Source organism: Glutamicibacter sp. NPDC087673 (genome assembly GCF_044743255.1).
Classification (GTDB): Bacteria; Actinomycetota; Actinomycetes; order Actinomycetales; family Micrococcaceae; genus Glutamicibacter.
On the sequence record NZ_JBIUWB010000007.1, the window covers coordinates 82,130 to 107,024 of the forward strand.

Below are 24,895 nucleotides of genomic sequence, written 5' to 3' on the forward strand. Positions count from 1 at the left end.
GCTTCGCGGCTTAGCGGAAGGCCGGCACGCCGGTGAGCTTGTTGCCCAGGATCAGCGTGTGCACCTCGTCGGTGCCCTCGTAGGTGCGCACCGATTCCAGGTTGTTGGCGTGGCGCAATGGCGAGTAATCCAGCGTGATGCCGTTGCCTCCCAGGATGGTGCGTGCTTCGCGGCAGATCGCGATGGCTTCACGGCAGTTGTTCAGCTTCCCTACCGAGATCATATGCAGGTCCAAATTCCCGGCATCCTTCAACCGGCCGATGTGCAGGGCCAGCAGGAAGCCCTTGTTGATTTCCAGGGCCATGTCCACCAGCTTCTGCTGGGTCATCTGGTATCCGGCCAGCGGCTTGTCGAACTGCAGGCGTTCCTGCGAGTAGGCCAATGCCACCTCGAATGAATCGCGGGCGGCCCCCATGGAACCCCACAAGATGCCGTAGCGGGCTTCGTTCAGGCAGGAGAACGGCCCCTTCAGGCCCTTGGCATTCGGCAATACCGCCGAACCAGGCAGGCGCACATCGACCAGATCGATTTCGCACTGGATGGAGGCGCGCATGGACAGCTTCTGCTCGATCGGGGTGGCGGTGAAGCCCGGGGTGCTGGTTGGCACGACGAAGCCGCGGATGCCCTCATCGGTCTGTGCCCAGATCACCGCCACTTGCGCCACATTGGCCAGCCCGATCCAGCGCTTGGAACCGTTGATCACCCAGTCATCGCCGTCGCGGCGGGCGAAGGTCTTCATGCTCGACGGGTCGGAACCTGCCGTTGGTTCGGTCAGGCCAAAGCAGCCAATGGCTTCGCCGGCGGCCATCTTGGGCAGCCATTGCTGCTTCTGCTCCTCGGAGCCGTGCTTGTAGATGGCGCTCATGGCCAACGATCCCTGGACCGAAACGAAGGTGCGCAGCCCCGAATCGCCGGCTTCCAGCTCGGCGCCGGCAATGCCGTATTCCACGGCCGAGCGGCCGGCGCAGCCGTAGCCTTCCAGGTGCATGCCCAGCAGGCCCAGCTTGGCCATCTCCGGAACGATCTCCAGCGGGAAGACTGCGTCGTTGTACCACTTGGCGATATTCGGCTTGATGTTCTCGTTGACGAAACCGCGCACGGTATCGCGCAGGGCCAGTTCCTCCGCCGAGAGCAGCGAATCGAAATTGATCAGGTCGGCCGGATCCAGAAGGCGTTCTGCGGTGCTCATATTAAGTCTCCTTGAAAGTTCTTGCGATTAGCTATTTGCCAGGGTGCCCAGAAGCGCTTGGTGCTCCCCGTGGGCCGGCGGGATGGTGCGGTATTGGGCGCCGGTGCGCGAGAGCCCGATGGGGCTGGCGATCTGCTCGGTCGCTTCCCCGGTGTCCGGATCGGTGATCAGCGCGACGGGATCCAGGCCAAGTTCCTTGGCGAAGTCGATGGCCTCGGCGATGGAGTTGACTTTTCCGGCGGGCACTCCCGCGGACATCAGCGCATTCGCCCAGTGCGCGGCAGTGGCTGAGGCGGTGGCCGCTTCGATGATTGCCTTGAGTTCTTCGCGGTGGGCCACCCGTGCGCTATTGCTGCTGAAGCGCGGATCCTGGGCTAGGTCCGGCTGGCCAAGATGCTTGGCCAAGGCAGCGAACTGGCGGTCATTGCCCACGGCGATGGCCACCACGCCGTCGTTGGCCGCGAAGGTTTCATAGGGGGCAATGCTCGGGTGCGCGTTGCCCATGCGTTCCGGGGATTTTCCGGTAGCCAGCGTGCTGCTGGACTGGTTGGTCAGTCCGGCCAGCAGCGAGCCGAGCAAGTTGACGGTCACCCGCTGGCCGATACCGCTGGCATCGCGTTCGCGCATGGCCAGCAGGATGCCGGCAACCGCATTCTGCGCCGCCAATACGTCCACCAGGGCAACGCCGGCCTTGCTCGGAGGCCCGTCTGGTTCTCCAGTGATGCTCATCAGTCCGCCCACTGCCTGCACCAGCAGGTCGAAGCCGGGCAAGGTTGCACCCTGCTTTTCGCCGAAGCCCGAGATGGAGCAATAGACCAGTGCCGGGTTCAGCTCGCGCAGGCTCTCGTAGTCCAGCCCGAATTTGGCCAGGACGCCGGGGCGGAAATTCTCCACCAGCACGTCAGCGTCGCGGATCAATCCGCGCAGGGCCTGCAACTGGGTCGCGTCCGCGAAGTCGGCGACTACTGCCTGCTTGTTGCGGTTCACCGACCAGTAGTAGGTGCTGATGCCTTGGGCATTGACCGGAGGCTTCCAGCTGCGGGTCTCATCGCCAGCAGCGTTCTCCACCTTGAGAACTTCGGCTCCGAAGTCGGCCAGGGTCATGGAGCACAGCGGCCCGGCCAAGATGCGCGAGAGGTCGATGACCTTGACCCCTTCAAGCGGTTGGCTCATTTGCTTCCACACCTTCAATCCGCACAGAATTGCTTAGTTACATGTTGCATGCAACTCTATGTTGTCCGGATCACCCTTGGCAAGGATTTTCAGGATGTTTCGCTTCTTGGGTCTGCAGGGGGCGCGGAATGCCCTAGGAAATCAAGGCGTCCAGCCGCTCCAGGAACGGTTCTGCGTCCAGTCCCGGGGTCCGCGAACACACCGAGCGGATCAGCATCTGCGCGGTGCGCATGACGTGGCCCCGAACGGCCAGCGCGGCGGCGTCGGGGTCCTTAGCCAGAATCGCCTCCATGATCTCCTCGCGGTCCCCGGCCAGGTCCTGGCTGGAGCGGGCGAAGGGCACGGTGGTCTGCCCGTGGGCCAGGACAAGGTTGCGCAGCTCCCCCACCACGCTGTCGAGTTTCGCATTTCCGGCCAGCCCCAGAAGGCACAGGTGGAATTCCTTGTCCGCTTCCAGCGTCGCCCGGCCATCACCGGTTTCGCCGATTGCGAGCATTCGCTGGTGCAACGACTTCAGCTGGTTGATATCAGCCTCGGTCGCGTTCCGCACGCCACGTGCGGCAGCTGGAGGCTCGATAGCCAAACGCAGCTGGAAGACTTCGACAATGTCCTCCAATGAAATCTGGTTGACGCGCACCCCGCGGTTTTTCGCCACGGTAACGATTCCCTCTTTTTCCAGCAGCTGCAAGGCCTCGCGCACCGGAGTTCGCGAGACGCCGAGCTTTTCCGAGATGCCAATGGCCGAGTAGTGCTCCCCCGGAGCCATCTCACCGGCAACGATGGCGGCACGGATCATCGTGGTCACCTGCTCGGTAAGAGATACCTTCGGCTTAATCGGTTGCATGCTACTCATGGTCTGAAGCTTATCCTGATTCGACCCGGCGGCAAGGCCAGGTACTAGATCGTCTTGCGCAATGGCACTTCCTTGATGAGCAATACGCAGAAGAAGGCAACCACGGCTACGGCCGCCGAGACGATGAAGACGATCCCTGTCGCCTCGCCATACGCCGATTCCACCACCTGCCGTAACGCATCTGGCATCCCGGAAAGATTCAAGGAATCCCCGGTGGCCGGGGCTGAGGACAGCTGCCCCTTGGCCGCTAATGATTCGGTAATAAGATCTGCCACATTGCGCGAAAGCAGCGCGCCGAGCACCGCCACACCTGCTGAGCCGCCTACAGAACGGAAAAACGCCACCGAAGAACTTGCCGCCCCGATATCGGTAACTTTCACCGTGTTCTGCACCGAGAGCACCAAGTTCTGCAGCATGAATCCCATGCCCACGCCGTTGAGGAACATGCCACAGGCCAAGAGCCAGTATTCGGTATCCTGGCGCATCAGCCCGAGCAGGCCGAGTCCGGCGATGTTCAGGACCGAACCGATGAGCAGATAGATCTTCCAACGGCCGAAGCGGGTAATCATCTGCCCGGAGAAGACGGACCCGAAGTAGTTGCCCGCGATCATTGGCAAGGTCATGAGGCCGGCCATGGTCGGTGTCGCTTCGCGGGCGATCTGGAAGTACTGGCCGATGAATGCGCCGGTGCCGAACATCCCCACGCCAATCGAGATCGAGGCGAGAATCGCCAGCGACGTTGTTCGGGTGCAAATGATCTTCAGCGGAATGATCGGTTCACGAACCCGTGATTCAACAAGCAGCAACGCGGCAACCAGCAATAGGAACATCGAGACCATCGTGTAGGTCTGCCACGAATTCCAGCCGAAATAGTCGGCTTTGCCTACATAGGAGACCCAGATCAGCAGGATCGAGACGGCGGTGGTCAACAGGACCGCGCCGACCCAATCGATATGCACCGGACGCTTGAGGTGCTTCAGGTGCAGGGTCCGGTGGATCAAGAGCATGGAGAGCAGGCTGATCGGGATGCCGAAGAAGAAGCACCAGCGCCAGCCCAGGGGCGAGTCCACGATGAATCCGCCGAGCAGCGGTCCTGCTGCGGTAGATACAGCCATGACGGCACCGAAATATCCCGAATAGCGTCCACGTTCCCGTGGCGGGATGACCGTGCCGATGACTGCCATGCCCATGGCGGTCAGCCCGCCCATGCCGATGCCCTGGATGACCCGGGCGAACAGCAGAACGGGTATGGACCACGCGAGTCCGGCCAGCAACGAGCCGAGCACGAACACCAGAATTCCGGCTTGCAGCAGCTTCTTCTTGTCGAAGAGATCCGCCATTTTCCCCCAGATGGGAGTGGTGGCGGCATTAGCCAGCAGCGTGGTGCTCAAAACCCAGTTGAAGTCGGTTTGCGAGCCGCCCAGGACATCCATGATGGTCGGCAGCGCAATAGACACAATGGTCGCCGCCAGCATGGCAGCGAAGAAGGATGCCAGGACGCCAGCGATGGATTTGAGCACCTCGCGTTGATTCATCTGCGGCTGGTCTGCCGCTGTCTCGGTGAGGTCAGTGGGACGTTCCTTTTCCGGCATGCTCTTATCCAAGGTCGGAATTCTCCGCATTGCCGAACTGCTCGGTCCGTTGGGATTGGATGCCGCGGATCATCGTCGCGTTCAATTCGCTCAGCGCGTGCGCGACGCTGGCCAAGCGCTCGGCATCCCAGTCCGGAAGGACATCCCGCATTCGCTCCAGGCGCAAGCGGTCGCGGAATTCAAGCCGCTCGCAACCCGCCTCGGTCACCCAGAGCACGTGGCGGCGGGCGTCGATCTTGCTGGGCTGCTTGGCTACCAGGCCCATTTGCTCCAGTTCCGCCAAATGCCGGCTCATCGCCGCGGTGCCGATCCCCAAGGACTGCGCAAGGTCGGCAGCATGCGTGGGTTCACGGGTTTTCAACGTCTTGAGCACGTGATGGGAGGCGTTTGATACCTCGGGGTCAGTCTGATCCATATGCGAAAACACGCGAAGGATCCTGGAACTGCGGGCCAACTCGTCGAGCAGGATTTTGAGTTCAGAATCCGAAGGGCTATCTGGAGACTTGTCCACGATCTATCGGCTGCCTATCTATTGTGTTTCCACCAATGTAAGTTCGAATCGTTGCTCCAGTCAACGTTTTTGCCTGTTGCCACGGCGGTAAGCTGGTGTTGTGAATGATCAGCGAGTCCAAGCCAGCACGCAATACGCCGAAGAATTACGTCTTTCCGCGCTGAAGGCAGCTCGCCAGTCCGCCGAGCTGCTGCGCGCTTCCTTCCGCGGCAACGTGGTAGCCGAGCATAAAACCAACACCCATGACCTGGTCACCGACATCGACCGGCAGAGCCAGCGGCTCATCACTGCCTCACTGCTATCGGCCCACCCGGATTCCTGGGTTCTCGGCGAAGAGCAGGTCTCTGGCGATCAAGGACGGCAGGCCGCCGGGAAGGTGCAGTGGATTGTCGATCCGATTGACGGCACCAGCAACTTCGTCCACGGCGTGGCATTCTTCTGCATCTCGATTGCCGCAGCCATCGATGGAGAACTGATGGCCGCCGCAATCCTCGATCCGGTTTCTGGTGATGAATTCAGCGCCAATTCGACTGCCGCGTTCCTCAACGGGCAGGTCCTTGAGCCCGGTTCCCGTCCCGAGCAGTCCCGCGCCAACCTGATGACGGATTACCCGGGAGCAGAATCCATGCTCAAGGACGGGGATCTGTCCTTGGAACTCTTTGGCCAGTGGATCCAGGACTTCGCCACGGTACGCCGCAAGGTCTGCGCGGCGCTGGCCTTAGCCCATGTTGCCGCAGGCTGGTGCGACGCCACCATCGGGTTCGATACCAAGGTGTGGGATGTGGCTGCCGGAGCGCATCTGGTGCGCATGGCCCAGGGCACGTTCCGCGGCTTGTCCTACGGACAGGCAGGACTCGCCGACCACTACTGCCCCGGTTTCATCGCGCAAGGGCCCGGCGCCGATTATCCTTCCTTGGCAACCGCAGCCGAGCGGATCCATCAGCTGCGCACGGGCCGCTGAGCCAACAAATCTGACAATATCGAAGTAGTTGGCCCTGCCCCTCGGCTTTGGCCGCTTTCGGACGTACCATGGCGGCATGGAACCACGATTTCAACGGACCGCGCACTCCGCCGCGCGGCACCATGGAGGCGGAGGTGTGATCCTGGGAGGAATCGGAGCAATTCTGCTTTTCGCTTCCTTCGCAGTGATGTTGGCAGCTCAATCCCTGGATTGGGAGCCACTGCTCATCGGCATTAGCTTGGGCATCTCGACAGTGCTTTTCGGTGTGGTGTTCCATTTCACCCACTGACCCGCACTTTTCCTCATCCACTAATCGCAACGGCCCCGGATCCATCGCTCGTGGGAGCAACAGGTCCGAGGCCGTGCGTGCGTTCGGGCGCTTTACAGGTGGGTAGGCGCAAACATCTTCAGCAGGGTCCGGACCACAATGACATTGGGGCCATCTGCTTCCAAGGCGTCGGCGAGCGCCGAACCGATGCCTTCGGGATCGACCGCTTGGGCGGGGATGCCAAAGGAATGCGCAAGGGCCACGAAGTCCGGCCGGGCCAGTTCGGTGGCGGTGGCTTTTCCGAAGGCTCCCTCCATGTATTCGCGCAGGATGCCATATCCCCCGTCGTCGACGATCAACCAGGTGACCGGCGCATGGTGCTGCTTGGCGGTGGCCAGTTCGGCAATGGAGTACATCGATGAACCGTCGCCGCTGACTGCCAGCACGCGCTGCTTGGAGCCGATGGCGCCACCGATCGCGGCGGGGAAGCCGAAGCCGAGGCCGCCTGCACCCTGCGCGGAATGGAATTCGCCCTCCTTGGCGTCCCAGCAGCTCCAGCCCCAGTAGGCAGCGATGGTCATATCCCAGAAGGTCTGCATGCTTGCCGGGACTGCGGCGCGTATATCCGCCATGAACTTCCGTTCCTTGCCAAGGTCCTGGGCATCCAGGCGCGCCTGCACCTTTGCCAGGGTCTGGGCCACCACCTGTTGCGGGGTGCTTCCGTGCCATGATGCCTGGGCCTTGAAGCCTGTCTCGCGCATTTCTTCGTCCAGGAATTTCAAGGCTTCACGAGCATCGGCGCGGATACCCAGGGCCGGGGTGTTGGACTCGAGCACGCGCGGCTCGGCATCAATCTGGATCATCTTGCCGCGGGGTTCGAGCGTGAAGTAGTTGCTGGTGACCTCGCCGAGGGCCGAACCGATCACCACCAGCACGTCGGCATCTTCCATGACGTCCGAGACATAGCGGTCTTCCGCCCACGACTGCAAGGACAGCTCATGGTTCCAGCCAAAGGCTCCGTTGCCGCCGGGGCTGCACAGCACGGGGGCCTGCAGTTTTTCGGCTACGGCCAGCAATTCAGCCTGCGCCCCCGCCCGGCGCACACCGCCGCCGGCGATGATGGCCGGGCGCTTGGCTTCGGCCAGCCAGCGCATGGCTTCGCGAATCAGCTCTTCGCGCGGGGGATGCTCGTAGGCTTCGGCCAGGGCATCCTGTACCGGTGGCACCATCACCGGGGCGAGCAGGACATCCTGCGGCACCTCAACCCACACCGGCCCCATCGGCACGGTAATGGCCCGGGCCCACGCGTCCTGGATCGCCGAGGGGATGCCCGATGCATGATGCACGGTCTGCTGGAACTTGGTGACGTTGGCGGCCGAGGCCTTCTGGTCATCGAGCTGATGCAGCATCCCCTTGCGGCGGGCTCCCAGGCCGTCCAGCGGAATCTGGCTGGCCACCACGACCATGGGCACGCCGGTGGCGTAGGCCTCCTGCAGACCCGCTAGCGAGGTCAGCGCGCCCGGGCCGGTGGAGAGGAACAGCACGCCCACTTCCCCGGTAGCGCGGGAGTAGCCATCGGCGGCGAAGGCGGAGTTGTTCTCCACTCGTGAGGAGATGAACTCCAAGCTTGAGCGCGAGAGGGCGTCGAAGAGTCCCAGGGCGTGCTGCCCGGGGATCCCGAATACGGTCTTGGCACCGAGCGCGGTGAGGGTCTCGATGACCAGATCGCCGCCGTTGCGTTGCGGTTGCTCGTTCATTAGCTATTCATCCCCTTGCTGGCGCGGAAGTCGCTGATCAGGCTGATCAAATCATAGGTGACATGCGAGGCGGCCACGCCGGTCAGCTCCGCATGGTCGTAGGCGGGGGCGACTTCGACAATATCCGCGCCGATGATGTTCAACCCGCGCAAACCGCGCAGGATTTCAAGCAGTTCACGGCTGGTGATGCCGCCGGCCTCCGGGGTTCCGGTACCCGGGGCGTGGGCTGGGTCCAGCACGTCGATGTCCACCGAGATGTACAGCGGGCGGTTGCCGATGCGGTCGCGCAGCTTGTGCACGATTTCGCGGACGCCCTGGTAGTAGACATCCGAGCTGGTGACGATGCCGAAGCCGAAGCGCTGGTCGTCTTCCAGGTCCTTCTTGCCATAGAGCGGACCGCGGGTGCCGACGTGGCAGATCGCCTCGGTATCCAGGATTCCCTCCTCGACCGCACGGCGGAACGGGGTGCCGTGGGTGTATTCGGCACCGAAGTAGGTGTCCCAGGTGTCCAGGTGCGCGTCGAAGTGCAGCATCGCTACCGGAGCACCGGCTCGTTGCGAGGCGGCACGCAGCAATGGCAGCGCGATGGTATGGTCTCCGCCCACGGTGACCAGGGTGGAGCCGTCACTGGTCAGCTCCAGTGCGTTGTGCTCGATGGTCTCAATAGCCTCGTTGATGTTGAACGGGTTGACCGCCATGTCCCCCGCGTCAGCCACCTGGCTCTGCGCAAACGGCGAGGTGTCGGTGGCTGGGTTGTAGGGGCGGATCAGGCGCGAGGATTCGCGCACGTGGTTGGCGCCAAAGCGGGCGCCGGGCCGGTAGGAGACACCGGTGTCGAAAGGCACGCCAACAATCTTGATGTCGGCCTTCTCCACCTGCTCCAGTCGCGGCAGCCGGGCGTAGGTGCCACCACCTGCATAGCGTGGAATCACCGCGGCATTAATGGGTCCCAGATGCCCGTTTTCCTCGATGCGGATTTCCTTCATCGCAACTTCCTCCCCAGACATCCAAGAACGAAAGTCCAAGTTGTCTAATATGAAACTTCAGTTTTCCATTATGCTATTTTGTCTGCTGGGTCACGTCAAGATTCACTTATCGCGCAGCCCGGGAATCCAGGCAGAAATAGCCCATGCCACAACCCGCGAACGGGCTGCGGCATGGGCCGAAACTGCAGCAGGGCGATCAGCTGGCGACGCTGCGAATCTGCTGGGCAAGCACCTCTAATCCATCGCGCAGCAGTGCTTCGCCGATCACCAGCGGCGGCAGCAGGCGCAGCACATTGCCGTGCGTACCGCAGGTCAGGGTCAGCACCCCGGCTCGATGGCAGGCCTTGGAAACCGCCGCGGCTGCATCGGCGCGCGGCGCCAAGCTGCCCCGGTCGGCGAACTCGATAGCCAGCATGGCTCCGCGGCCGCGGACGTCGGCAACCACCGGGCTCTGCTGCATCAGTGGTTCAAGAACCTCGCGGCACACCCGCTCGATGAGCTGGGCGTTATCCAGAAGCATCCCATCCTCGAACTGCTCGAATACAGCCAGCGCCGCTTCGCAAGCCAGCGGGTTGCCAGCATAGGTGCCGCCCAGGCCGCCAGCGTGCGGGGCATTCATCAGCTCGGCGCGCCCAGTCACCGCGGACAGCGGAACTCCGTTGGCCAGGGCCTTGGCCGTGAGGATCAGGTCACCTGCCACGCCTTCGTGCTCCGAAGCGAATAGCTTCCCGGTGCGCCCCATGCCGGCCTGGATCTCGTCGATGACCAGCACAATACCGTGCTTGTCGGCCAGCTTGCGCAGCCCCGGGATGAACCCGGCCATCGGGACAACGAAACCTCCTTCGCCCTGAATCGGCTCGATCACCATCGCGGCGAAAGTCTGGGGGCCGTAGTCCATCAAGGTCTGCTCGACGGACGCCAGGACCGCTTCGACGGTGGCCGCTCCCCCAGAGGGCCGCAACGGGTTGGCCGAGGCGGCGCGCACGATATGCTCGGGCATCGGGCCGAAATTCATCTTGTACGGATTGATCTTGGCAGTCATGCCCATGGTCAGCAGCGAACGGCCGTGGTAGGCCTCGTCGAAGACCAGCACGTTAGCGCGTCCGGTGGCAGCACGGGCGATCTTGACCGCGTTCTCCACGGCCTCGGCCCCGGTGGAGAACAGCGCTGTGCGCTTCTCGAACTCGCCGGGGGTGTGCTGGTTCAACCAGCTGCACACCTGGGTGAAGGATTCGTACTCGGTGACCATGAAGCAGGTATGGGTGAAGTCCGCCAGCTGCTTGGCCACGCGTTCGGCCACGCGGCGGTTCGCGGCACCCAGTGAAGTCACGGCAATCCCCGAGGCGAAGTCGATCAGGCGATTTCCGTCGACGTCTTCGATAATCCCGCCATCGGCGCGGCTGACGAAGACCGGCAAGGTGACGCCAAAACCGCTACTGACCTGTTGCACCCGCTGCTCATGGAGGGCCGCAGAGCGCGGGCCGGGGATGCTGGTGGCAAGGTGCCTGGTCTGGGACAAGGTTGGGGCGTCGGTGGAAGCAAGGGTTTCAGTCATGGCTCAAGCCTAGAAATCCCCGTGACACGCGTCATTGGTCATTGCATCCAAGTCCAGCATCTTTCTTGGATAATTTACCCAATGATTACGCTTTTGCAGCTGGGCGCGGAGTTGGGCACCGAGTTCTTCCCTGCCAGCACCGGAACCTTCCGTGCCCAGCCGGTCAGCGGGGTGCATGTCTCTGAGTTGGAAGATCCCACCACCTATCTGGACGGCGGCGAGCTGCTGCTGACCACCGGCATGCCATTCGCCGCGAGCGAGGAAGCTTCCCGCGCATACATGCGCCGGCTGCAGGACAAAAAGGTCTGCGCCCTGGGGCTGGGGCTGGGTCCATGGCTTCGCACGGTGCCCGAGCACGTCATCGCCGCCTGCGACGCTGCCGGCATAGAGCTGGGGATCGTCCCGGACCAGGTGCCCTTCCAGAACATTTCACGGGCATACTGGCGCCTGGCCTCACGTGATCAGGCTTCGAACCTGATGGGTTCCTTGGGCACGCAGACTGCCTTGGCGCGTGCCGCCGTACGCCCGGATGCCATCAATGCAGTCGTGCGGGGCTTGGCTGAGGCAGTGAACGGCTGGGCCGCCTATCTTTCCGTCGATTCCCGGCCGGCGGCCTGCTACCCGGCATCCGCCGAAGCGTTCCTGGGCGAACTCCGCCACGAGTCCATGCGCTTTCGGCGCAATGGCATGCCCTCGGCGTCCACCTTCGAGGTCCAGGGCCACGAAGTTGCGCTCTATCCCATCCTGTCCGGAACCACGATCCACGGATATCTCGGAGTTTCCGCCGGGCGCAGGCCGACCAAGGCCGACCGGCAGATCATCATGACGGCCTGCACGTTGCTCTCCTTGCGCGCCAGGCAACGGGAATTGGCTGCCAGCACGAATAACGCGCTCAGCTCGGCCACCGCAAAATTGTTGCTGCATGGCCAGCCCGAGGCGGCACGCCTGGTCGGGGAAGAAGCCGGATTGGGCAGAATACCTGTTCGTGTGCGAATCCTGCTGTACCGGGCAGGTGCCGATACCGATGCAGCAACCGCACTTCATGCGCTGCCCTCGCTGGCGCGCCCCGCCGCCTTGCCCGATGTCGCCGCAGCGGTACGCGAGTGCCAGCTTCACTATGAGGACGGCGCCGAACATTATTTGATACTTCCCGAACCCGCAGACAGTTCCGGCAATGGCGAGGCAGTGGCACCGCAGGCTGCAACCGCAACGGGCCCGATGGCGTGCGGGCGATTTGATTCCCCCGCACCCGAAGTCCACGCCGTACTCTCCCAACCATTGAACTTGGCCGAGATCCCTGCCAATTTGCCTGCCCTGCGCCAAACGCTGGACGCTGTCCCGTTCGGGACCATGGCCTGCGGCGCCCCGGGCTTCGATGCCAGCGCAGAGACCTGGGTCAAGGCCCTCGCAGCGTACGCGCGCGCCGATCTGCTCTCCGCGGTCACCTCCTACCTGCGCCATCGCGGCCATTGGGAAGAAGCCTCCCGCGAATTGGGCATCCACCGAAATTCCTTGCGCCACCGCATCACCGTGGCCCAGGAATTGCTTGGCGCCAATCTCGATGATCCGGATGCCGCCGCCTCGCTCTGGCTGGCCCTGCGCCGGGCACAGAAATAGGCACGCCGCAGTCTCTGCAATAGCCAGATCCCGCGGCGTGCCCTAGGTACAGCCGTCAGCCCTTGAGCCGAGTCCGGCTATCGTGCGGCGCACTGGCGCGTCGCGTTGCTGCGGCGTCCGGGCCGGTGGCACCGAGCTTGGCTTGCTGGCGGATGCTCAGCTTCTGCAGCAATTCCTCTTCCGCGAATTCGCCCGGCGCAATCCCGCGTGGCACCCGCAGCAAGAAGGCCATGCCCAGGATCCACCAAGCGGCGAAGAGCAGCCACGGCTGCCACCCGATGGCCGCCGGCATTCCCGGAAGATACAGCGAAATCAGGCCGGCGCAGAAGACCACCGACAGTACGCCGATGACCTTGCCGCCGTTTCCCGCACCGCCCACGCGCAGCGGGCGTTGCATCTGCGGTTCGCGCTGGCGCAGAATCAAGAACGCCACGCCCACCAGCAGGTAGGCGATCACGATCGACGGCGAACCGGAATCCACCAACCATCCGAGCATGGCGGTGCCGAAGAATGGAGCCAGAATGGAGAGGCCGCCAATGAACAGCAGTGCATGGCTCGGTGTGCGGTGCTTCGGATGCAGGTAGGCAAACCAGCGTGGCAGCATCCCGGAACTGGCCATCGCGTACATCAGTCGCGAAGCACCCATCAGCAACGAATTCCACGAGGTGAGGATGCCGGCAATGCCGCCGGCGATCAGCACCTTTGACATGATTTCGGAATTGAACAGTGCCCCCATCGCGTCGGCAGTGGCAAGTTCGGATCCGGAAAGCGCCGAAGCGCCCATTCCCGAGGCGGTGGCCAGGATGATCCCCACATACCAGGCGGTGGCGATCAGCACCGAAATCACCACGTACTTGCCAATTTTTCGCGGGGCGATGTCGCATTCCTCGGCGGACTGCGGGATCACGTCGAAGCCGACGAACATGAACGGCACCACGATCATCACGCCGAAGAAGCCGGCCACCCCGTTTTCGAAGAATGGTTCCATATTCCTGCTCTCGCCCCCGGTGAATGCGCCAGCAAGCAGCATTGCGCCGATGACGAAGAGGAAGAGCACCACGAAGGTCTGCACTACACCGGCGGTCTTGATGCCCCGGATGTTAATCCAGGTGATCGCTATCGCACCGGCGACACCGACCAGCGCCCAAGTCAAGTAGACCTCTGAGCCAGCGATCTCCCATAATCTGATCTGCGAAAGCTCCGGGAAGAGATAGAGCACGGATTTGGGCAGTGCCACTGCTTCAAAGGCCACGATCGCAATGTAGCCGCCGACGATGGCCCACGAACCGGCAAAAGACCAGCGGGCGCCCATGGCGCGCAGCAAGTAGTTGTGCTCACCGCCTGCTTTCGGCATGGCCGCAACGAGTTCGGCATAGGTCAGGCCAACTACCGCCATGATGCCACCGCCAACCAGCATAGCCAGCGTGGCTCCCAGCGGACCGGCGGTGGTAATCCAGTCGCCGGTGAGCACGACCCAGCCAAAGCCGATCATCGCGCCAACGCCTATGGCCAAGGCATCCCAGCGGCCGAGGACCTTCTTGAGGCCTGGTTCTGCGGTGTGGTTCTTCGCGGTTTTTCCTGACATGGCAACCCCTTCTGGAAAGTTGATCAGGATCACACTATGCAAAATCGCGCCAAAGGGTATTGGATGTTTTGACTACATTTCAGGCTATTCCGCCCAAATCGGAAGGCTAGGCCTCACCGGAGCGCTTCTTGCTGGCTTTCACCAGCGCGCGATCGACCTCATGAATGCCCAGGCAGAAGCCTGCGGACATTACCAGCGATTTGATCGTCAGTTCAGAAAGGTCATCGGCTACGTACACCAGCTGGATCGGTCCGGCCAGGATGAGCAGGACACCGGTCCACAGCACATACACCCACGAGGTGCGCGCCTGCGCCATCAGCGGGAAGCGTGCACGTCGGCGAATCGTTCGCACGCCAATGGTGACAATGACGACGGCCAGAATCGCTGCGCCAATGAAGAAGAAATTGCGTTGGGTGCGGATCCAGGTCAAGGTGGTGCCAATAAGAACGCCGAAAAGTATCGAAGCCCACCAGCTGATACTGCGCAGTTGATCTTGCGCAGCGGTTGGTTCGCCTGTCCTCACGCCTCTCCCATCACTCATCGTTCCGAGCGCCCCGAAACAACGCATCGTTCCTAGAATACGCGGTTCATCTCCCCGCAGACGAACGCGCAGCCGCACCGCTCATGCCGTGCCCTGGCAGCAGGCGCATGGGCTTGGCGTCATGAGAGGATCAGCGTCCAGGTAACCACAGCTACCTCATCAGAATCGTTTTCCCAGCTATGCGGTTCACGCCCGGGGAAGGTTATCGTATCGCCTGCTTCGAGGTCTACGCGCTGATCTGGCAATACCAGGATGAATTTTCCCGCGATCACGTGCAGCACTTCCAGCTCGCAATCCACCGAATACAGTTCTGCTTCACCGGTGCCCTTGGGCGCAATCTCAGCGCGAATCATCTGCACCCGCTTCTCGCTGCGTGGCGTAACCAGCTGCTCCGTGATGCCGTCGCCGCCCAGGGAAACACGGGGAGCCTGCTCCAGGCGGACCAGTTTCGTTTCTGGAACCTCGAAGAGGGTACCTACTTCCATGCCCAGCACTTCGCACAACCGCAAAAGGGTCGAAACCGAAGGGCTGGTCAGGTCGCGCTCGACACGTGAGAGGAAACCTTTGGTCAGTCCGGATAGCTCGGCGACCTGGTCAATGGTCATGCGCTGGGTCTGGCGCACCCCGCGCAGCCTCGCACCGATGTTGATCGCAGCACCGGTTGGTTCAACTGGCAAGGTTTTCATCGTTTGGCTCCATCGACGTTTTTTGCAGCAACTACAACCGCAACCACTTTGGCTTCAAGGCCTGCGGGGCAAGTTTACCAATGGTAAACACACGGCGCCCCTACCGCGGACCCACCACGGTCACTAGACTCTGTCCATGGACAGCACCAAGGACAAGCTCTGCGGGTACCTGAACGACGCACGCGAGAATGCGATCTTCAAGGCAGAAGGCCTCGCCGAGCACCTGGCCCGCACCCCGCTCACCCCTACGGGCACCCATATTCTGGGTGTACTGCACCATTTGGCGATCAATGAATACGAATATTTCGGCACCTGCCTCAAGCGCAAGGCCAATGACCGCTACGTTCGCGAGTTCATAGCTCCGCATGATCCCGACGCGGATTTCCTTCCGCCAGCAGACATGCGCGCGCAACAGCTGATCGGCCTCTATCGGAAAGCCATCGCCTTCGCCGATGAGGCCATCAGCACCCTGCCCCTGGACAGCCCCGTAGAGGTACCGTGGTGGGGGCCAGCCGGGAATACCACATTGGATCACCTGCTCATCCATGCGCTCGCCGAGACCTCCCGCCATGCAGGGCATTTGGACATTATTCGCGAGCAGCTCGATGGCCGTGCTGGCTGGACCGCGCAACTGGATTTGCTGCCCGATTACACCGCTGGGCAATGGGCGGAACAACGCGAGAAGCTGCAGCAACTGGCCGATGCCTTTGCCCCGGGCAGCTGACCCGCAGTCATATTACGCATTCTGACTTCACCGGGCCCTGCCGCCGGCGGTACCATCGGAAATGTTGCTTCACGAGACGCGGCGCCAAGCTCCGACTGGCCGCGCACCAACCCCAAGTTCATGGGTGGTTCGGATGAGGAAGCGGTCCGCGCATCAACAGGTGCACGGGCAAGAGCTCGCAAGAGAGTTGACGTCCCATGGCATATCCGATTCTGCCCGTCATCGACCGCCAGACCGGCCAAGTGCAGTTCAAGGCCGAAGGCCGCTGGCGCACCCGCTACGTTGCAGATCCGCTCAGGCTCGAACAGCTCATTGCTCGTTGTGCCCGCCGGCCGACCTTCGATCCGGCCACATCTGAATTGCTGCTGGTGGTGCCAGTCGCCGGAGATCCTGCGGGCAAGCGATTTGCTTTTAGTCTTGCCAAATTCCCAAGTGCAGGAGCCCTGACTAAACTGGGTAGTTGATCCGATCCACGGGTTTCATTGGGAAACTCCATGTTCCAGGAGAGTCATCTTCGCGATGCCACAGCACTCAGCAACCGAACCTACCAAAGCGCAGATCCAGCGATGGCGCAAGTATCTCGCTGATGAAGTCGCAGAAGGCTCCATCTACCGGGCCCTCGCGGAAAAGAAAACCGGGCAGGAACGGCAAATCCTGCTGGGCCTGGCAGAGGCGGAAGCACGCCACGAATCCCACTGGCGCGTCCTGCTCGGCGAACATGTCAAGGAAGTCCGCCCGTCGCTGCGCCGCACCATGCTGCGTTTCCTGGCATTGCATTTCGGTTCGGTCTTCGTCCTGGCCATGGCCCAGCGCTCCGAGAGCAGTTCGCCCTACCGCGATGACAAGGACGCCACCGCGCAGATGGCGGCCGACGAACAGGTCCACGAAGAAGTCGTTCGCGCGCTTGCTACAGCAGGCCGTGCGCGCCTTTCGGGCAACTTCCGTGCTGCGGTCTTCGGCGCCAACGACGGGCTGGTTTCCAATCTCGCTTTGATCATGGGCATCGGTGCGACCGGTGTTTCAGCGACCTTCGTGCTGTTCTCCGGCATTGCCGGCTTGCTGGCCGGTGCACTGTCCATGGCAGCTGGCGAATACGTTTCGGTGCGTTCCCAGCGCGAGCTGCTGACAGCTTCACGCCCAACCCAGGTCACGCTGACAGCGGCCCCGAACCTTGATCTGGACGCCAACGAGCTGCTGCTAATCTATAAGGCCCGCGGCATGAGCGATGAAGATGCCGAGCACCGGGCCGCCGAACGCATGGGCCTGTTCACCTGCGATTGCAACCCCGACTTCTCGCTGAACCCAGAGGGTCGCGGCGAAGAACTTGAGAAGGAGCACCAGGAGCTGGGTTCGGCCACCGGTGCGGCGGCCACCTCGTTCTTCCTCTTTGCTTCCGGTGCTGTGGTGCCGATCCTGCCGTATATCCTTGGCCTGTCCGGCATGACCGCGATCATCGTCTCGGTAGTCCTGGTGGGCGTGGCCCTGATGATCACCGGAGGGATCGTGGGACTGCTTTCCGGGGCCTCCCCGCTCAAGCGCGGCCTGCGCCAGCTAGCCATCGGCTGGGGCGCAGCGGCCATAACCTACTGCTTGGGCCTGATCTTCGACGTCAGCATCGGATAGCAGCCTGCTGCGAATCGAATGCCGGTACAGCTTTGGCTGTACCGGCATTTTCCATGCCGTGCTCTAGCTGTTCTCCGGCCGCCGGGTACGCCGGCGCAGGGTTTGCATGCTCTGGATGAACTCCATCGCTTCTTCGGCGGTTTCCACCAGAGCAATCTTCTGTTCCATGACACGGTCCTTGGCCAGGGCCTGAAGCAGCGGCCAAGCAGGCAGATCCCTAGTCCAATAGTCCTTGCCGATCAGCACCATCGGCACCACGCGAGCACCGGTAGCGTAGTAATTTTCGCAGGCATCCTGGAAGATTTCCTGCACCGTGCCGGCGGCCCCGGGCAGAACTATCAGCCCGCCGTTGGACTGCTCCAGCAGAATCGCTTCACGAATGGAATTGGTGAAGAACTTGGCAATCTGGGTGGCAAACAGATTCGGCGGCTCATGGCCGTAGAACCAGGTTGGCACGCCCAGGGACTGCCGCTGGCTCGGGAAACGCTCCTTGACCATCAGCGCAGTTCTCGCCCAGCCGGTGCGCTGATGGATCGCATCTGGCGCTTCGGCCAGCATCTGCAATGCCGTAGCGACATCTTCTGGTCCGTAATCGGCCAGCCACGCACCGGCATTGGCGGCTTCCATTGCGCCGGGGCCTCCACCGGTGGCGACCGCGTAGCCGGCCCGGGTAATCATGCGCCCAAGCTCCAAAGCTTGCGCATACTGCGCAGTGCCCCGGCTCATCGCATGCCCGCCCATCACCCCGATAATCGGGGTTTCCTTGAACGTGCCCTCGTACACCGCCGAGACCAGCGCCTGGCCAATGTGGTGATCATGCAGGGTTCTTGCCAGCGCATTGCTATCGCTATCGGAATTCACCGCTGCATGCTGCTGGGAGTACGCGTAGATCTTGGCATCAGGCACATGCTCGTAGGTCTGCGTCCGGATCCCCGAGTACAACTCATGCGGCGAATACAAGCCGCGAGCCACCGTCTCGAAGGGAAGCTCCTCCCCCGAGCTCATGCACAGCCCGCCAGTGGCTTGCACGATCTGCGCTCCTTGCGCGGAATACTGGCAATCGATGAATAGCGCTTCGGAAAGATCCAAGGATTCCAGCACGGTATCCCGTTCGCGCAGATCAACACGGTGCACTCGCCAGCCTTTTCCGCGTGCGCGGTGGGAAGCCAGCGCTTCGGCTGCGAGACGGTCGAATTCAACGAGCGTCGTTATGTTCACTGCGCGTGCTGGAAGGTAGGGCCACACTTGGGACATGCGTCAACGCTACGTCATAGATAGTGATTATTCACAGAAAGGCCCTTCAACTTTCGCGAAGGCCCGGAACGTGAAACGATGAGAGGATGATTGAATCTGTTCCACCAACCATTGATGCCCGCCACTTATTGGCTTTTCTGGGCAACGTTCCTTTCTTCTATGGAAAGAACCTGGCTGCAGAAGCAAATTCCGTGGTTGACGTGGAATTCGACGAAAGCACCCACCAGATCGAAGGCACCGTCACCGATTCTGGCGAAGAATATTCTCCGATGATCCAGGTCCTCATGGACGGTGGAGAGTGGAAGATCGAATCGTGCGAGTGCACCTGCGACGCACCGGGCATCTGCTCGCACATCGCGGCACTGGCTATTGTCTCCAACAAGATCGCTTCCCAGCCACGCCCCGTGCCTGCCCGGGAAGAGAAGCCGAACACAGTTTGGTCGCAGCAAATCGATTCATGGTTTGAAGAGTCCGAGCCGGGCCCGGCCGATGGCCTGCTTGGTTCGCAGCACGATCCGGTAGTGCCGATGGCGCTTCAGTTCCTGCTCTTCGATTCGAAGGACGCCACCCAGCAGCAACAATGGATGCCGACCGGAACCATCCCGCACCCGACCCGTAATAAGCGCTTCCGCTTGGGAGTGCGCCCTATGGTTCGCAACACCGAAGGCCGTTGGGTTCGTGGCCAGCTTCGCTGGACCACCCTGGGCTTCAAGACCTACGGCTGGAACCTGCTGCGGGCGCAGCACCACTGGTTTACCCGCTTTGCCTCCATGGCGCGCAGCGACAGCCAGCTGCAGTTCAAGGTGGATGAAGACTGGCTGTTCCTGGACGAGTACGCTTCCGAGCTGCTCTGGCCACTGCTTGACCAAGCTGATGAGCTGGGAATTCCGCTGATCACGACCCGATCCGAGCAGCGCGTGCGCATCGTTGCTCCAGCCAGCTTCAGCATGCAGGCCTCCCTGGATGAGCAACGGCTGCAATTGGACGGTGTCCTGCACATTGCAAACCAGGATCTCATTCTCGATCCGGAGGCACCAAGCGGTGTCATCGCCGAGCATGGTTTCTATGCCCAGTTGGCTCAGCCTGATGAGATTTGGCTCGCGCCAAGTGTTGAGCCGATTCCTGACGCGCACCGCCGCTGGTATGTTGACCGCCGTCCGGTCACCGTGCCTAGGCCGGAGATCAACGATTTCTTTGAATCCTCCTACCCGCGTTTGGCCCGCCGTTTCGAGCTGCGTAGCGTTAGCGACGAGCTGGAATTGCCTGCTTTGAAACCGCCCTATGTGCAGGCGACCGTGGTCTACAAGCGCGAATTCAACGAGAATAACGAACCGAACGACACCGCCGCGCTGGACTTCCAGATCCTCTACCCGGGGATCCCTGGCGACCAGGAAGTGTATGACCTTGAGGCCGAGGAACTGCTTCAGGCCGCAGTGCATGAAGTTTTCCTGGTCCATGAAGAAAGCGGCAATCCCAACTTGTCGCCGAAGTTCTACGCCCGCGATGACACCATCGATTTCGTCACCGAGATCCTCCCCGCGCTGGAACGCATTCCTGAAGTCAAGCTGGTTGAGAAGGGTACCCGGCCGAAATTCCGTCAGCTGCGTGAACTTCCTCAGCTGAAGATCAATGCCGTGAATCATGAACGGACCGACTGGCTGGACCTTGGCTTGCTGATCACCGTGGGCAACCACGAGGTTCCTTTCTCGCAGATCGTCGAGGCCATGAGCAATGGCCAGATGAAGCTGCGCCTGCCGGATAACACTTGGTTCTCGTTGAACCACCCCATGTTCGCCAAGCTCAAGGCGCTCGTTGACGAGGCGCAGGCAATGAATGACAAGCCGAAGGAGGGAGACCTGAAGCTTACGGTCTTCCAAATCTCATTGTTCGAAGAACTTGATGAGATGGCTGAAGGCATTGACGGCGCGGACTTGTTTATCGCACGCATGCGTTCACTGCTCAAGGTCGCTGAAGCCCACCACGCGCAGGTGCCGAACACGCTGAACGCCCAATTGCGCCCTTACCAGGTTGAAGGGTTCCACTGGCTCTCTCGCCTGTACGAAGGCGGATTCGGCGGAATCCTCGCCGATGACATGGGCTTGGGCAAGACCTTGCAAACGATTGCCCTGATTCTCCATGCCCACAAGCTCTGGGCCGATCCGCAGGCATGTGCTCAGCTGCCCGCAACCCAGCGCACCCGTCTGCCGTTCTTGGTCGTCGCCCCGAGCTCGGTGGTTTCCAACTGGGAAATGGAAATCAACAAGTTCGCCCCATCCTTGCGGGTAGTCAGCGTCGAGGGCACCTTGCCTTCGCCACGGCAGCTGAGGGAACTGGCCGAGAATTACGATGTCATTCTCACGACCTATACCCTGTTGCGTCTGAACGACGAGATTTACGAGGCGCAGCGCTTTGCCGGCTTGATCCTCGATGAGGCGCAGTTCGTGAAGAACAAATCCACCAAGGCCCACCGCACCGCGGTGAACCTGCAGACCAATTTCAAATTGGCTGTCACTGGTACCCCGATGGAAAACAACCTTTCCGAGCTCGGTGCTTTGCTGTCGCTGGTTGCTCCGGCATTGTTCCTGAACACAACACGCTTTAATCGCCAATTCGCCCGCCCTATCGAAGTGCTGGGCGACAAGGACACCCTTGCATTGCTGCAGCGTCGCATCAAGCCATTCATGCTGCGCCGCACCAAGGAATCCGTGGTGCTGGATCTTCCGGCCAAGCAGGAGCAACAGCTTCTGGTGCGCCTTTCCGAAGAGCACCAGCATGTCTACGACACCCATCTGAACCGCGAACGCCAGAAAATCTTGCACCTGGTTGAAGATCTGGATCGCAACCGCTTCACCATTTTCCAGTCGCTGACCCATCTGCGCATGCTGGCCCTGGAGCCTTCATTAGTGGATCCAGCGCTGTCGGACGTACCTGGTTCAAAGCTGGAAGCACTCTTCGACCAGCTCGATGATGTGGTGGGCGAAGGCCACCGTGCGCTGATCTTCAGCCAGTTCACCTCGTATTTGAAGGTGCTGGCCGACAAGCTGACCGAGCGTGGCGTGAAGTTCGTTTACCTGGACGGCAATACCCGCAACCGCGCCAAGGTCATCGAGCAGTTCAAGGAAGGCGAAGCGCCGCTGTTCTTGATCTCCTTGAAGGCCGGCGGATTCGGCTTGAACCTGACCGAAGCGGACTACTGCTTCTTGCTGGATCCATGGTGGAACCCAGCCGTGGAAGCCCAGGCTATCGACCGTACGCACCGCATCGGCCAGACGCGACAGGTGATGGTGTACCGAATGATTTCGCAGGGCACCATCGAAGAGAAGGTTGTGGCGCTGCAGGAAAGCAAACGCAAGCTTATCTCGACGGTGATGGATGAAGCCGATGGATTCTCCAAGGCCTTGACCGCCCAAGATATCCGAGGACTGCTTGAGTAACAGGTTGATTAAATCCGCCGTATTAGCAGGCGGCGCTCAGTAAAACCCTGTATATTCGAAGTGACCGATGATGTGCGCTACGCCACACATAGTGCGTTCATCGGACAAGCGCCCAGACGGATCCTCGTCCGGGCGATACGAACGACAAAGGCGGTAATAACCGTGTCCCTGATTAAATCGGAGACTCTCAGTACCCCCGATGATGACTGGATGAGTGCATCGGTGAGTATCAACAACGATCGTGTGGTGATTGAAACCGAACAGGAACGCCTGTCCCTGGAAAACGACCGGCTCCTGGAAAAGATTCGCAGAGTTCTGGCGTCTCCGCTCGAAGAGATTTTCTATAACCCGAAGCACCGAATGCTCCTGATTCCGGGCGCGTTCGCTGCCATCGGCTCTTCATTCCTGAGAGTTGATACTGAAGCTGCTGCCGGCCTCCGCGGCTAGCCTGCTTCGACTACATGCCCCAAGCTGCCCACCAGCAATCTTGGGGCATTTTTATGCCCTGTGGACTGAGCGCCAACCGCTGCTGAACAGCGTGCGTTTTTTACCGTCGGAAGCCCCCATTTGCCACCGGATTCAGGACCTTCAAGGGCACCGTTTTCGCGTTGTTTCGCTGTTTTCCAACCCCTGACGCTCCGAGTCCTTCGACACAATTTCGGCTTTTCGCGCACCTCGATCCACAACTTGGCCAATGGCTCGTTTGCCCCATGCTTCCGTGGGTATTCGGCGGTAGGTCCACGCAGGATTCGACTGCTCCCATGGGCACGCATACGCCCCTGGAGAGCCCCTCGATCAGGGAATTAATCCAATTTTTGGTAAACTTAATGATTGTCCGCTTAAGCGTTTCATCGCTCAATGCCGGTTTTTCGCCGGATTTTTGAGTAGAAATCTATCGATTTCGACGAGTCACACGGCGACCGCAACCAGCTCAAGGAGCAGCTATTTCGCTCCTCATTCTTGTGGATGAATATGGTCGCCGGCACCGGGACAAGATCAAGAAAGATATGAGGAGTGAAACTATGGAAGCAAAAAACACACGGAAGCAGCGATTCCTGAGGAAACGCCGCCTGAAGGTAGAAGACGTCAACGTCGTCGATAATTCGATGCTCAAGAAAGCCATCGGCGGTACCGTCGTTGGCAATTTGATGGAATGGTACGACGTAGGTGTCTACGGCTATCTTGCAGTAATTATCGGCAAGCTCTTCATGCCCGACACCGTCGAGCCTGCAATCCAAACCCTGTTCAGCCTAGGCGTATTCGCTGTCACCTTCGTCGCGCGCCCGCTTGGTGGCGTGATCTTGGGCCAGCTGGGTGACCGAGTAGGACGCCAGAAGATTCTGGTCTTCACCCTGCTCATGATGGCAGCGGCCACGTTTGGCATCGGAATCCTCCCGGATTACTCGGTATGGGGTGTAGCAGCACCAATTCTCCTGGTCGTGTTGAAGCTTGCCCAGGGCTTCTCCACTGGCGGCGAGTACGCCGGTGCTACTACGTTCATTACCGAATACGCCCCGGACAAGCGGCGTGGATTCTTCGCCTCGCTGCTGGATCTAGGTTCCTACATGGGCTTCGCCCTGGGTGCCGCCTTCGTCTCCATCCTCCAGCTGACCCTGAGCGACGACGTCATGGAAGGCTTCGCATGGCGCATTCCATTCCTGGTGGCCCTTCCACTGGGTGTTATCGCACTGTGGTTCCGCGCCAAGATCGAAGACACTCCAGCCTTCAAGGAAGCCCAGGAAGCCGCTAACCGCGCTAGCGAGGACGCACGGAGCGCTGCTGATGCCCCGAAGGGCGTCATCGACCTGGTGAAGACCTACTGGCGCGAATTGCTCACCGGCTTCGTACTGGTATCGGCGGCCAACACCGCCGGTTACGCACTGACCAGCTACATGCCTACCTACCTCACCGAGACGCTGGAATACGATCCGGTGCACGGCAATCTGCTGACCCTGCCGATCCTGGTGGGCATGTCCTTGTGCATCCCCTTGGCGGGCAAGCTTTCCGATAGCGTGGGCCGTCGCAAGGTCCTGTTCATTGGTTCGGTTTCGGCCATCGTCCTGGCTATCCCTGCCTTCCTGTTCATGATGCATGGCCAGATCTGGTCCACCCTGCTTGGCCTTGCGCTACTGGCAGTCCCGGTAGTCTTCTACGTTGCCAATCTGGCTTCGTCGTTGCCAGCGCTGTTCCCAACCGCCTCGCGTTACGGTGGCATGGGCATCTCGTACAACTTCGCCGTAGCCATCTTTGGTGGCTTCGCGCCGTTCATCATGCAGGCGTTGGTGACCCTGACCAAATCCTCCCTGGCTCCGGCTTTCTGGGTTATGGGCACCTCGGTCGCGGGTTTCATTGCGGTCTGCTACCTGCGCGAATCCGCTCGCAAGCCATTGCCCGGCTCGCTGCCTTCGGTCGCGTCGGAAGCGGAAGCCATTGAGCTAGTTGAAACCCAGGACGAGAACCCTGACCTCGATGTCGAAGCGCTCTTCGAGCAGGTTCCTGAATTGGAAATGAACTACCAGCAGGAGATTGCAGACGCCGAGGCGGAGCAGTCCCAAGCTAGATAGCCTCGCAATAGGGTTAAGCGAT

At 61.1% G+C, this 24,895-nt stretch carries 21 protein-coding genes and 1 riboswitch; of the genes, 9 read left to right on the forward strand and 12 right to left on the reverse strand.

Annotated elements, in window-relative coordinates:
- Positions 1-10: 10 nt before the first annotated feature.
- The 5 genes from ACIOTL_RS16090 to ACIOTL_RS16110 all read right to left on the reverse strand — a co-directional run bounded on the left by ACIOTL_RS16090 (position 11) and on the right by ACIOTL_RS16110 (position 5,318).
- On the reverse strand, positions 11-1,189 hold the full coding sequence (locus ACIOTL_RS16090; protein ID WP_105657330.1) for an acyl-CoA dehydrogenase family protein: 1,179 nt from the start codon (positions 1,187-1,189) through the stop codon (positions 11-13).
- 27 nt (positions 1,190-1,216) lie between these two features.
- Positions 1,217-2,362 carry a CaiB/BaiF CoA transferase family protein gene (locus tag ACIOTL_RS16095; protein WP_400343638.1) on the reverse strand — a complete coding sequence of 382 codons (1,146 nt, stop codon included), beginning with the start codon at positions 2,360-2,362 and terminating at the stop codon, positions 1,217-1,219.
- A 133-nt stretch (positions 2,363-2,495) separates the two neighbouring features.
- Positions 2,496-3,215, reverse strand: coding sequence for a GntR family transcriptional regulator (locus ACIOTL_RS16100; protein WP_105657328.1), 720 nt, complete (start codon positions 3,213-3,215; stop codon positions 2,496-2,498).
- Between the two features lie 44 nt (positions 3,216-3,259).
- Complete coding sequence (locus ACIOTL_RS16105; RefSeq protein WP_133833213.1) at positions 3,260-4,819, reverse strand: MFS transporter; 1,560 nt, start codon at positions 4,817-4,819, stop codon at positions 3,260-3,262.
- Positions 4,812-5,318: a MarR family winged helix-turn-helix transcriptional regulator gene (locus ACIOTL_RS16110; RefSeq protein WP_105661610.1), complete on the reverse strand. Its 507-nt coding sequence runs from the start codon at positions 5,316-5,318 to the stop codon at positions 4,812-4,814. The genes ACIOTL_RS16105 and ACIOTL_RS16110 overlap by 8 nt, the downstream gene beginning before the upstream one ends.
- A 100-nt stretch (positions 5,319-5,418) precedes the next feature.
- On the opposite strand from ACIOTL_RS16110, the gene ACIOTL_RS16115 reads away from it, so the two are divergent.
- Both ACIOTL_RS16115 and ACIOTL_RS16120 read left to right on the forward strand, forming a co-directional pair.
- Positions 5,419-6,279, forward strand: coding sequence for an inositol monophosphatase family protein (locus tag ACIOTL_RS16115; protein ID WP_133833214.1), 861 nt, complete (start codon positions 5,419-5,421; stop codon positions 6,277-6,279).
- Positions 6,280-6,355: 76 nt separating this feature from the next.
- Positions 6,356-6,568 (forward strand): hypothetical protein, encoded by a 213-nt coding sequence (locus ACIOTL_RS16120; protein ID WP_133833215.1) that lies wholly within the window; start codon positions 6,356-6,358, stop codon positions 6,566-6,568.
- A 92-nt stretch (positions 6,569-6,660) separates the two neighbouring features.
- On the opposite strand, the gene ACIOTL_RS16125 is transcribed toward ACIOTL_RS16120, so the two are convergent.
- The 3 genes from ACIOTL_RS16125 to ACIOTL_RS16135 all read right to left on the reverse strand — a co-directional run bounded on the left by ACIOTL_RS16125 (position 6,661) and on the right by ACIOTL_RS16135 (position 10,845).
- Positions 6,661-8,304 (reverse strand): thiamine pyrophosphate-binding protein, encoded by a 1,644-nt coding sequence (locus ACIOTL_RS16125; protein ID WP_133833216.1) that lies wholly within the window; start codon positions 8,302-8,304, stop codon positions 6,661-6,663.
- The gene (gene speB / locus ACIOTL_RS16130) at positions 8,304-9,290 is read right to left on the reverse strand and encodes an agmatinase (protein ID WP_133833217.1); all 987 of its coding nucleotides are present in this window, start codon (positions 9,288-9,290) and stop codon (positions 8,304-8,306) included. The genes ACIOTL_RS16125 and speB overlap by 1 nt, the downstream gene beginning before the upstream one ends.
- 196 nt (positions 9,291-9,486) lie before the next feature.
- Positions 9,487-10,845, reverse strand: a complete 1,359-nt coding sequence (locus ACIOTL_RS16135) for an aminotransferase class III-fold pyridoxal phosphate-dependent enzyme (RefSeq protein ID WP_400343641.1) — start codon at positions 10,843-10,845, stop codon at positions 9,487-9,489.
- Between the two features lie 81 nt (positions 10,846-10,926).
- On the opposite strand from ACIOTL_RS16135, the gene ACIOTL_RS16140 reads away from it, so the two are divergent.
- Positions 10,927-12,462 carry a PucR family transcriptional regulator gene (locus ACIOTL_RS16140; protein WP_400343644.1) on the forward strand — a complete coding sequence of 512 codons (1,536 nt, stop codon included), beginning with the start codon at positions 10,927-10,929 and terminating at the stop codon, positions 12,460-12,462.
- A gap of 55 nt (positions 12,463-12,517) precedes the next feature.
- Here the strand turns inward: ACIOTL_RS16140 and ACIOTL_RS16145 are convergent, their stop codons facing one another.
- From ACIOTL_RS16145 to ACIOTL_RS16155, 3 genes are all read right to left on the reverse strand, one after another.
- Positions 12,518-14,047 (reverse strand): APC family permease, encoded by a 1,530-nt coding sequence (locus tag ACIOTL_RS16145; protein WP_400343646.1) that lies wholly within the window; start codon positions 14,045-14,047, stop codon positions 12,518-12,520.
- A 106-nt stretch (positions 14,048-14,153) separates the two neighbouring features.
- A complete protein-coding gene (locus ACIOTL_RS16150) occupies positions 14,154-14,570 on the reverse strand; it encodes a hypothetical protein (protein ID WP_400343649.1) in 417 nt (138 codons plus the stop codon).
- A gap of 137 nt (positions 14,571-14,707) precedes the next feature.
- Positions 14,708-15,274, reverse strand: coding sequence for a helix-turn-helix domain-containing protein (locus tag ACIOTL_RS16155; protein ID WP_400343651.1), 567 nt, complete (start codon positions 15,272-15,274; stop codon positions 14,708-14,710).
- A 136-nt stretch (positions 15,275-15,410) separates the two neighbouring features.
- On the opposite strand from ACIOTL_RS16155, the gene ACIOTL_RS16160 reads away from it, so the two are divergent.
- The 3 genes from ACIOTL_RS16160 to ACIOTL_RS16170 all read left to right on the forward strand — a co-directional run bounded on the left by ACIOTL_RS16160 (position 15,411) and on the right by ACIOTL_RS16170 (position 17,621).
- Positions 15,411-15,998 carry a DinB family protein gene (locus ACIOTL_RS16160; RefSeq protein WP_388024971.1) on the forward strand — a complete coding sequence of 196 codons (588 nt, stop codon included), beginning with the start codon at positions 15,411-15,413 and terminating at the stop codon, positions 15,996-15,998.
- Positions 15,999-16,065: 67 nt separating this feature from the next.
- Positions 16,066-16,179: riboswitch (SAM riboswitch) on the forward strand.
- 16 nt (positions 16,180-16,195) lie between these two features.
- The gene (locus tag ACIOTL_RS16165; protein WP_388024970.1) at positions 16,196-16,462 is read left to right on the forward strand and encodes a hypothetical protein; all 267 of its coding nucleotides are present in this window, start codon (positions 16,196-16,198) and stop codon (positions 16,460-16,462) included.
- 55 nt (positions 16,463-16,517) lie between these two features.
- Positions 16,518-17,621, forward strand: coding sequence for a VIT1/CCC1 transporter family protein (locus tag ACIOTL_RS16170; RefSeq protein WP_388024969.1), 1,104 nt, complete (start codon positions 16,518-16,520; stop codon positions 17,619-17,621).
- A gap of 63 nt (positions 17,622-17,684) precedes the next feature.
- Here the strand turns inward: ACIOTL_RS16170 and ACIOTL_RS16175 are convergent, their stop codons facing one another.
- A complete protein-coding gene (locus ACIOTL_RS16175) occupies positions 17,685-18,875 on the reverse strand; it encodes an LOG family protein (RefSeq protein WP_400343654.1) in 1,191 nt (396 codons plus the stop codon).
- Positions 18,876-18,961: 86 nt separating this feature from the next.
- Between ACIOTL_RS16175 and ACIOTL_RS16180 the strand changes: the two genes are divergently transcribed.
- The 3 genes from ACIOTL_RS16180 to ACIOTL_RS16190 all read left to right on the forward strand — a co-directional run bounded on the left by ACIOTL_RS16180 (position 18,962) and on the right by ACIOTL_RS16190 (position 24,873).
- Positions 18,962-22,309, forward strand: coding sequence for a DEAD/DEAH box helicase (locus ACIOTL_RS16180; protein ID WP_105657314.1), 3,348 nt, complete (start codon positions 18,962-18,964; stop codon positions 22,307-22,309).
- Positions 22,310-22,471: 162 nt separating this feature from the next.
- Complete coding sequence (locus tag ACIOTL_RS16185) at positions 22,472-22,756, forward strand: hypothetical protein (protein WP_146112257.1); 285 nt, start codon at positions 22,472-22,474, stop codon at positions 22,754-22,756.
- Between the two features lie 575 nt (positions 22,757-23,331).
- Positions 23,332-24,873: an MFS transporter gene (locus ACIOTL_RS16190; RefSeq protein WP_388024966.1), complete on the forward strand. Its 1,542-nt coding sequence runs from the start codon at positions 23,332-23,334 to the stop codon at positions 24,871-24,873.
- Positions 24,874-24,895: the final 22 nt, after the last annotated feature.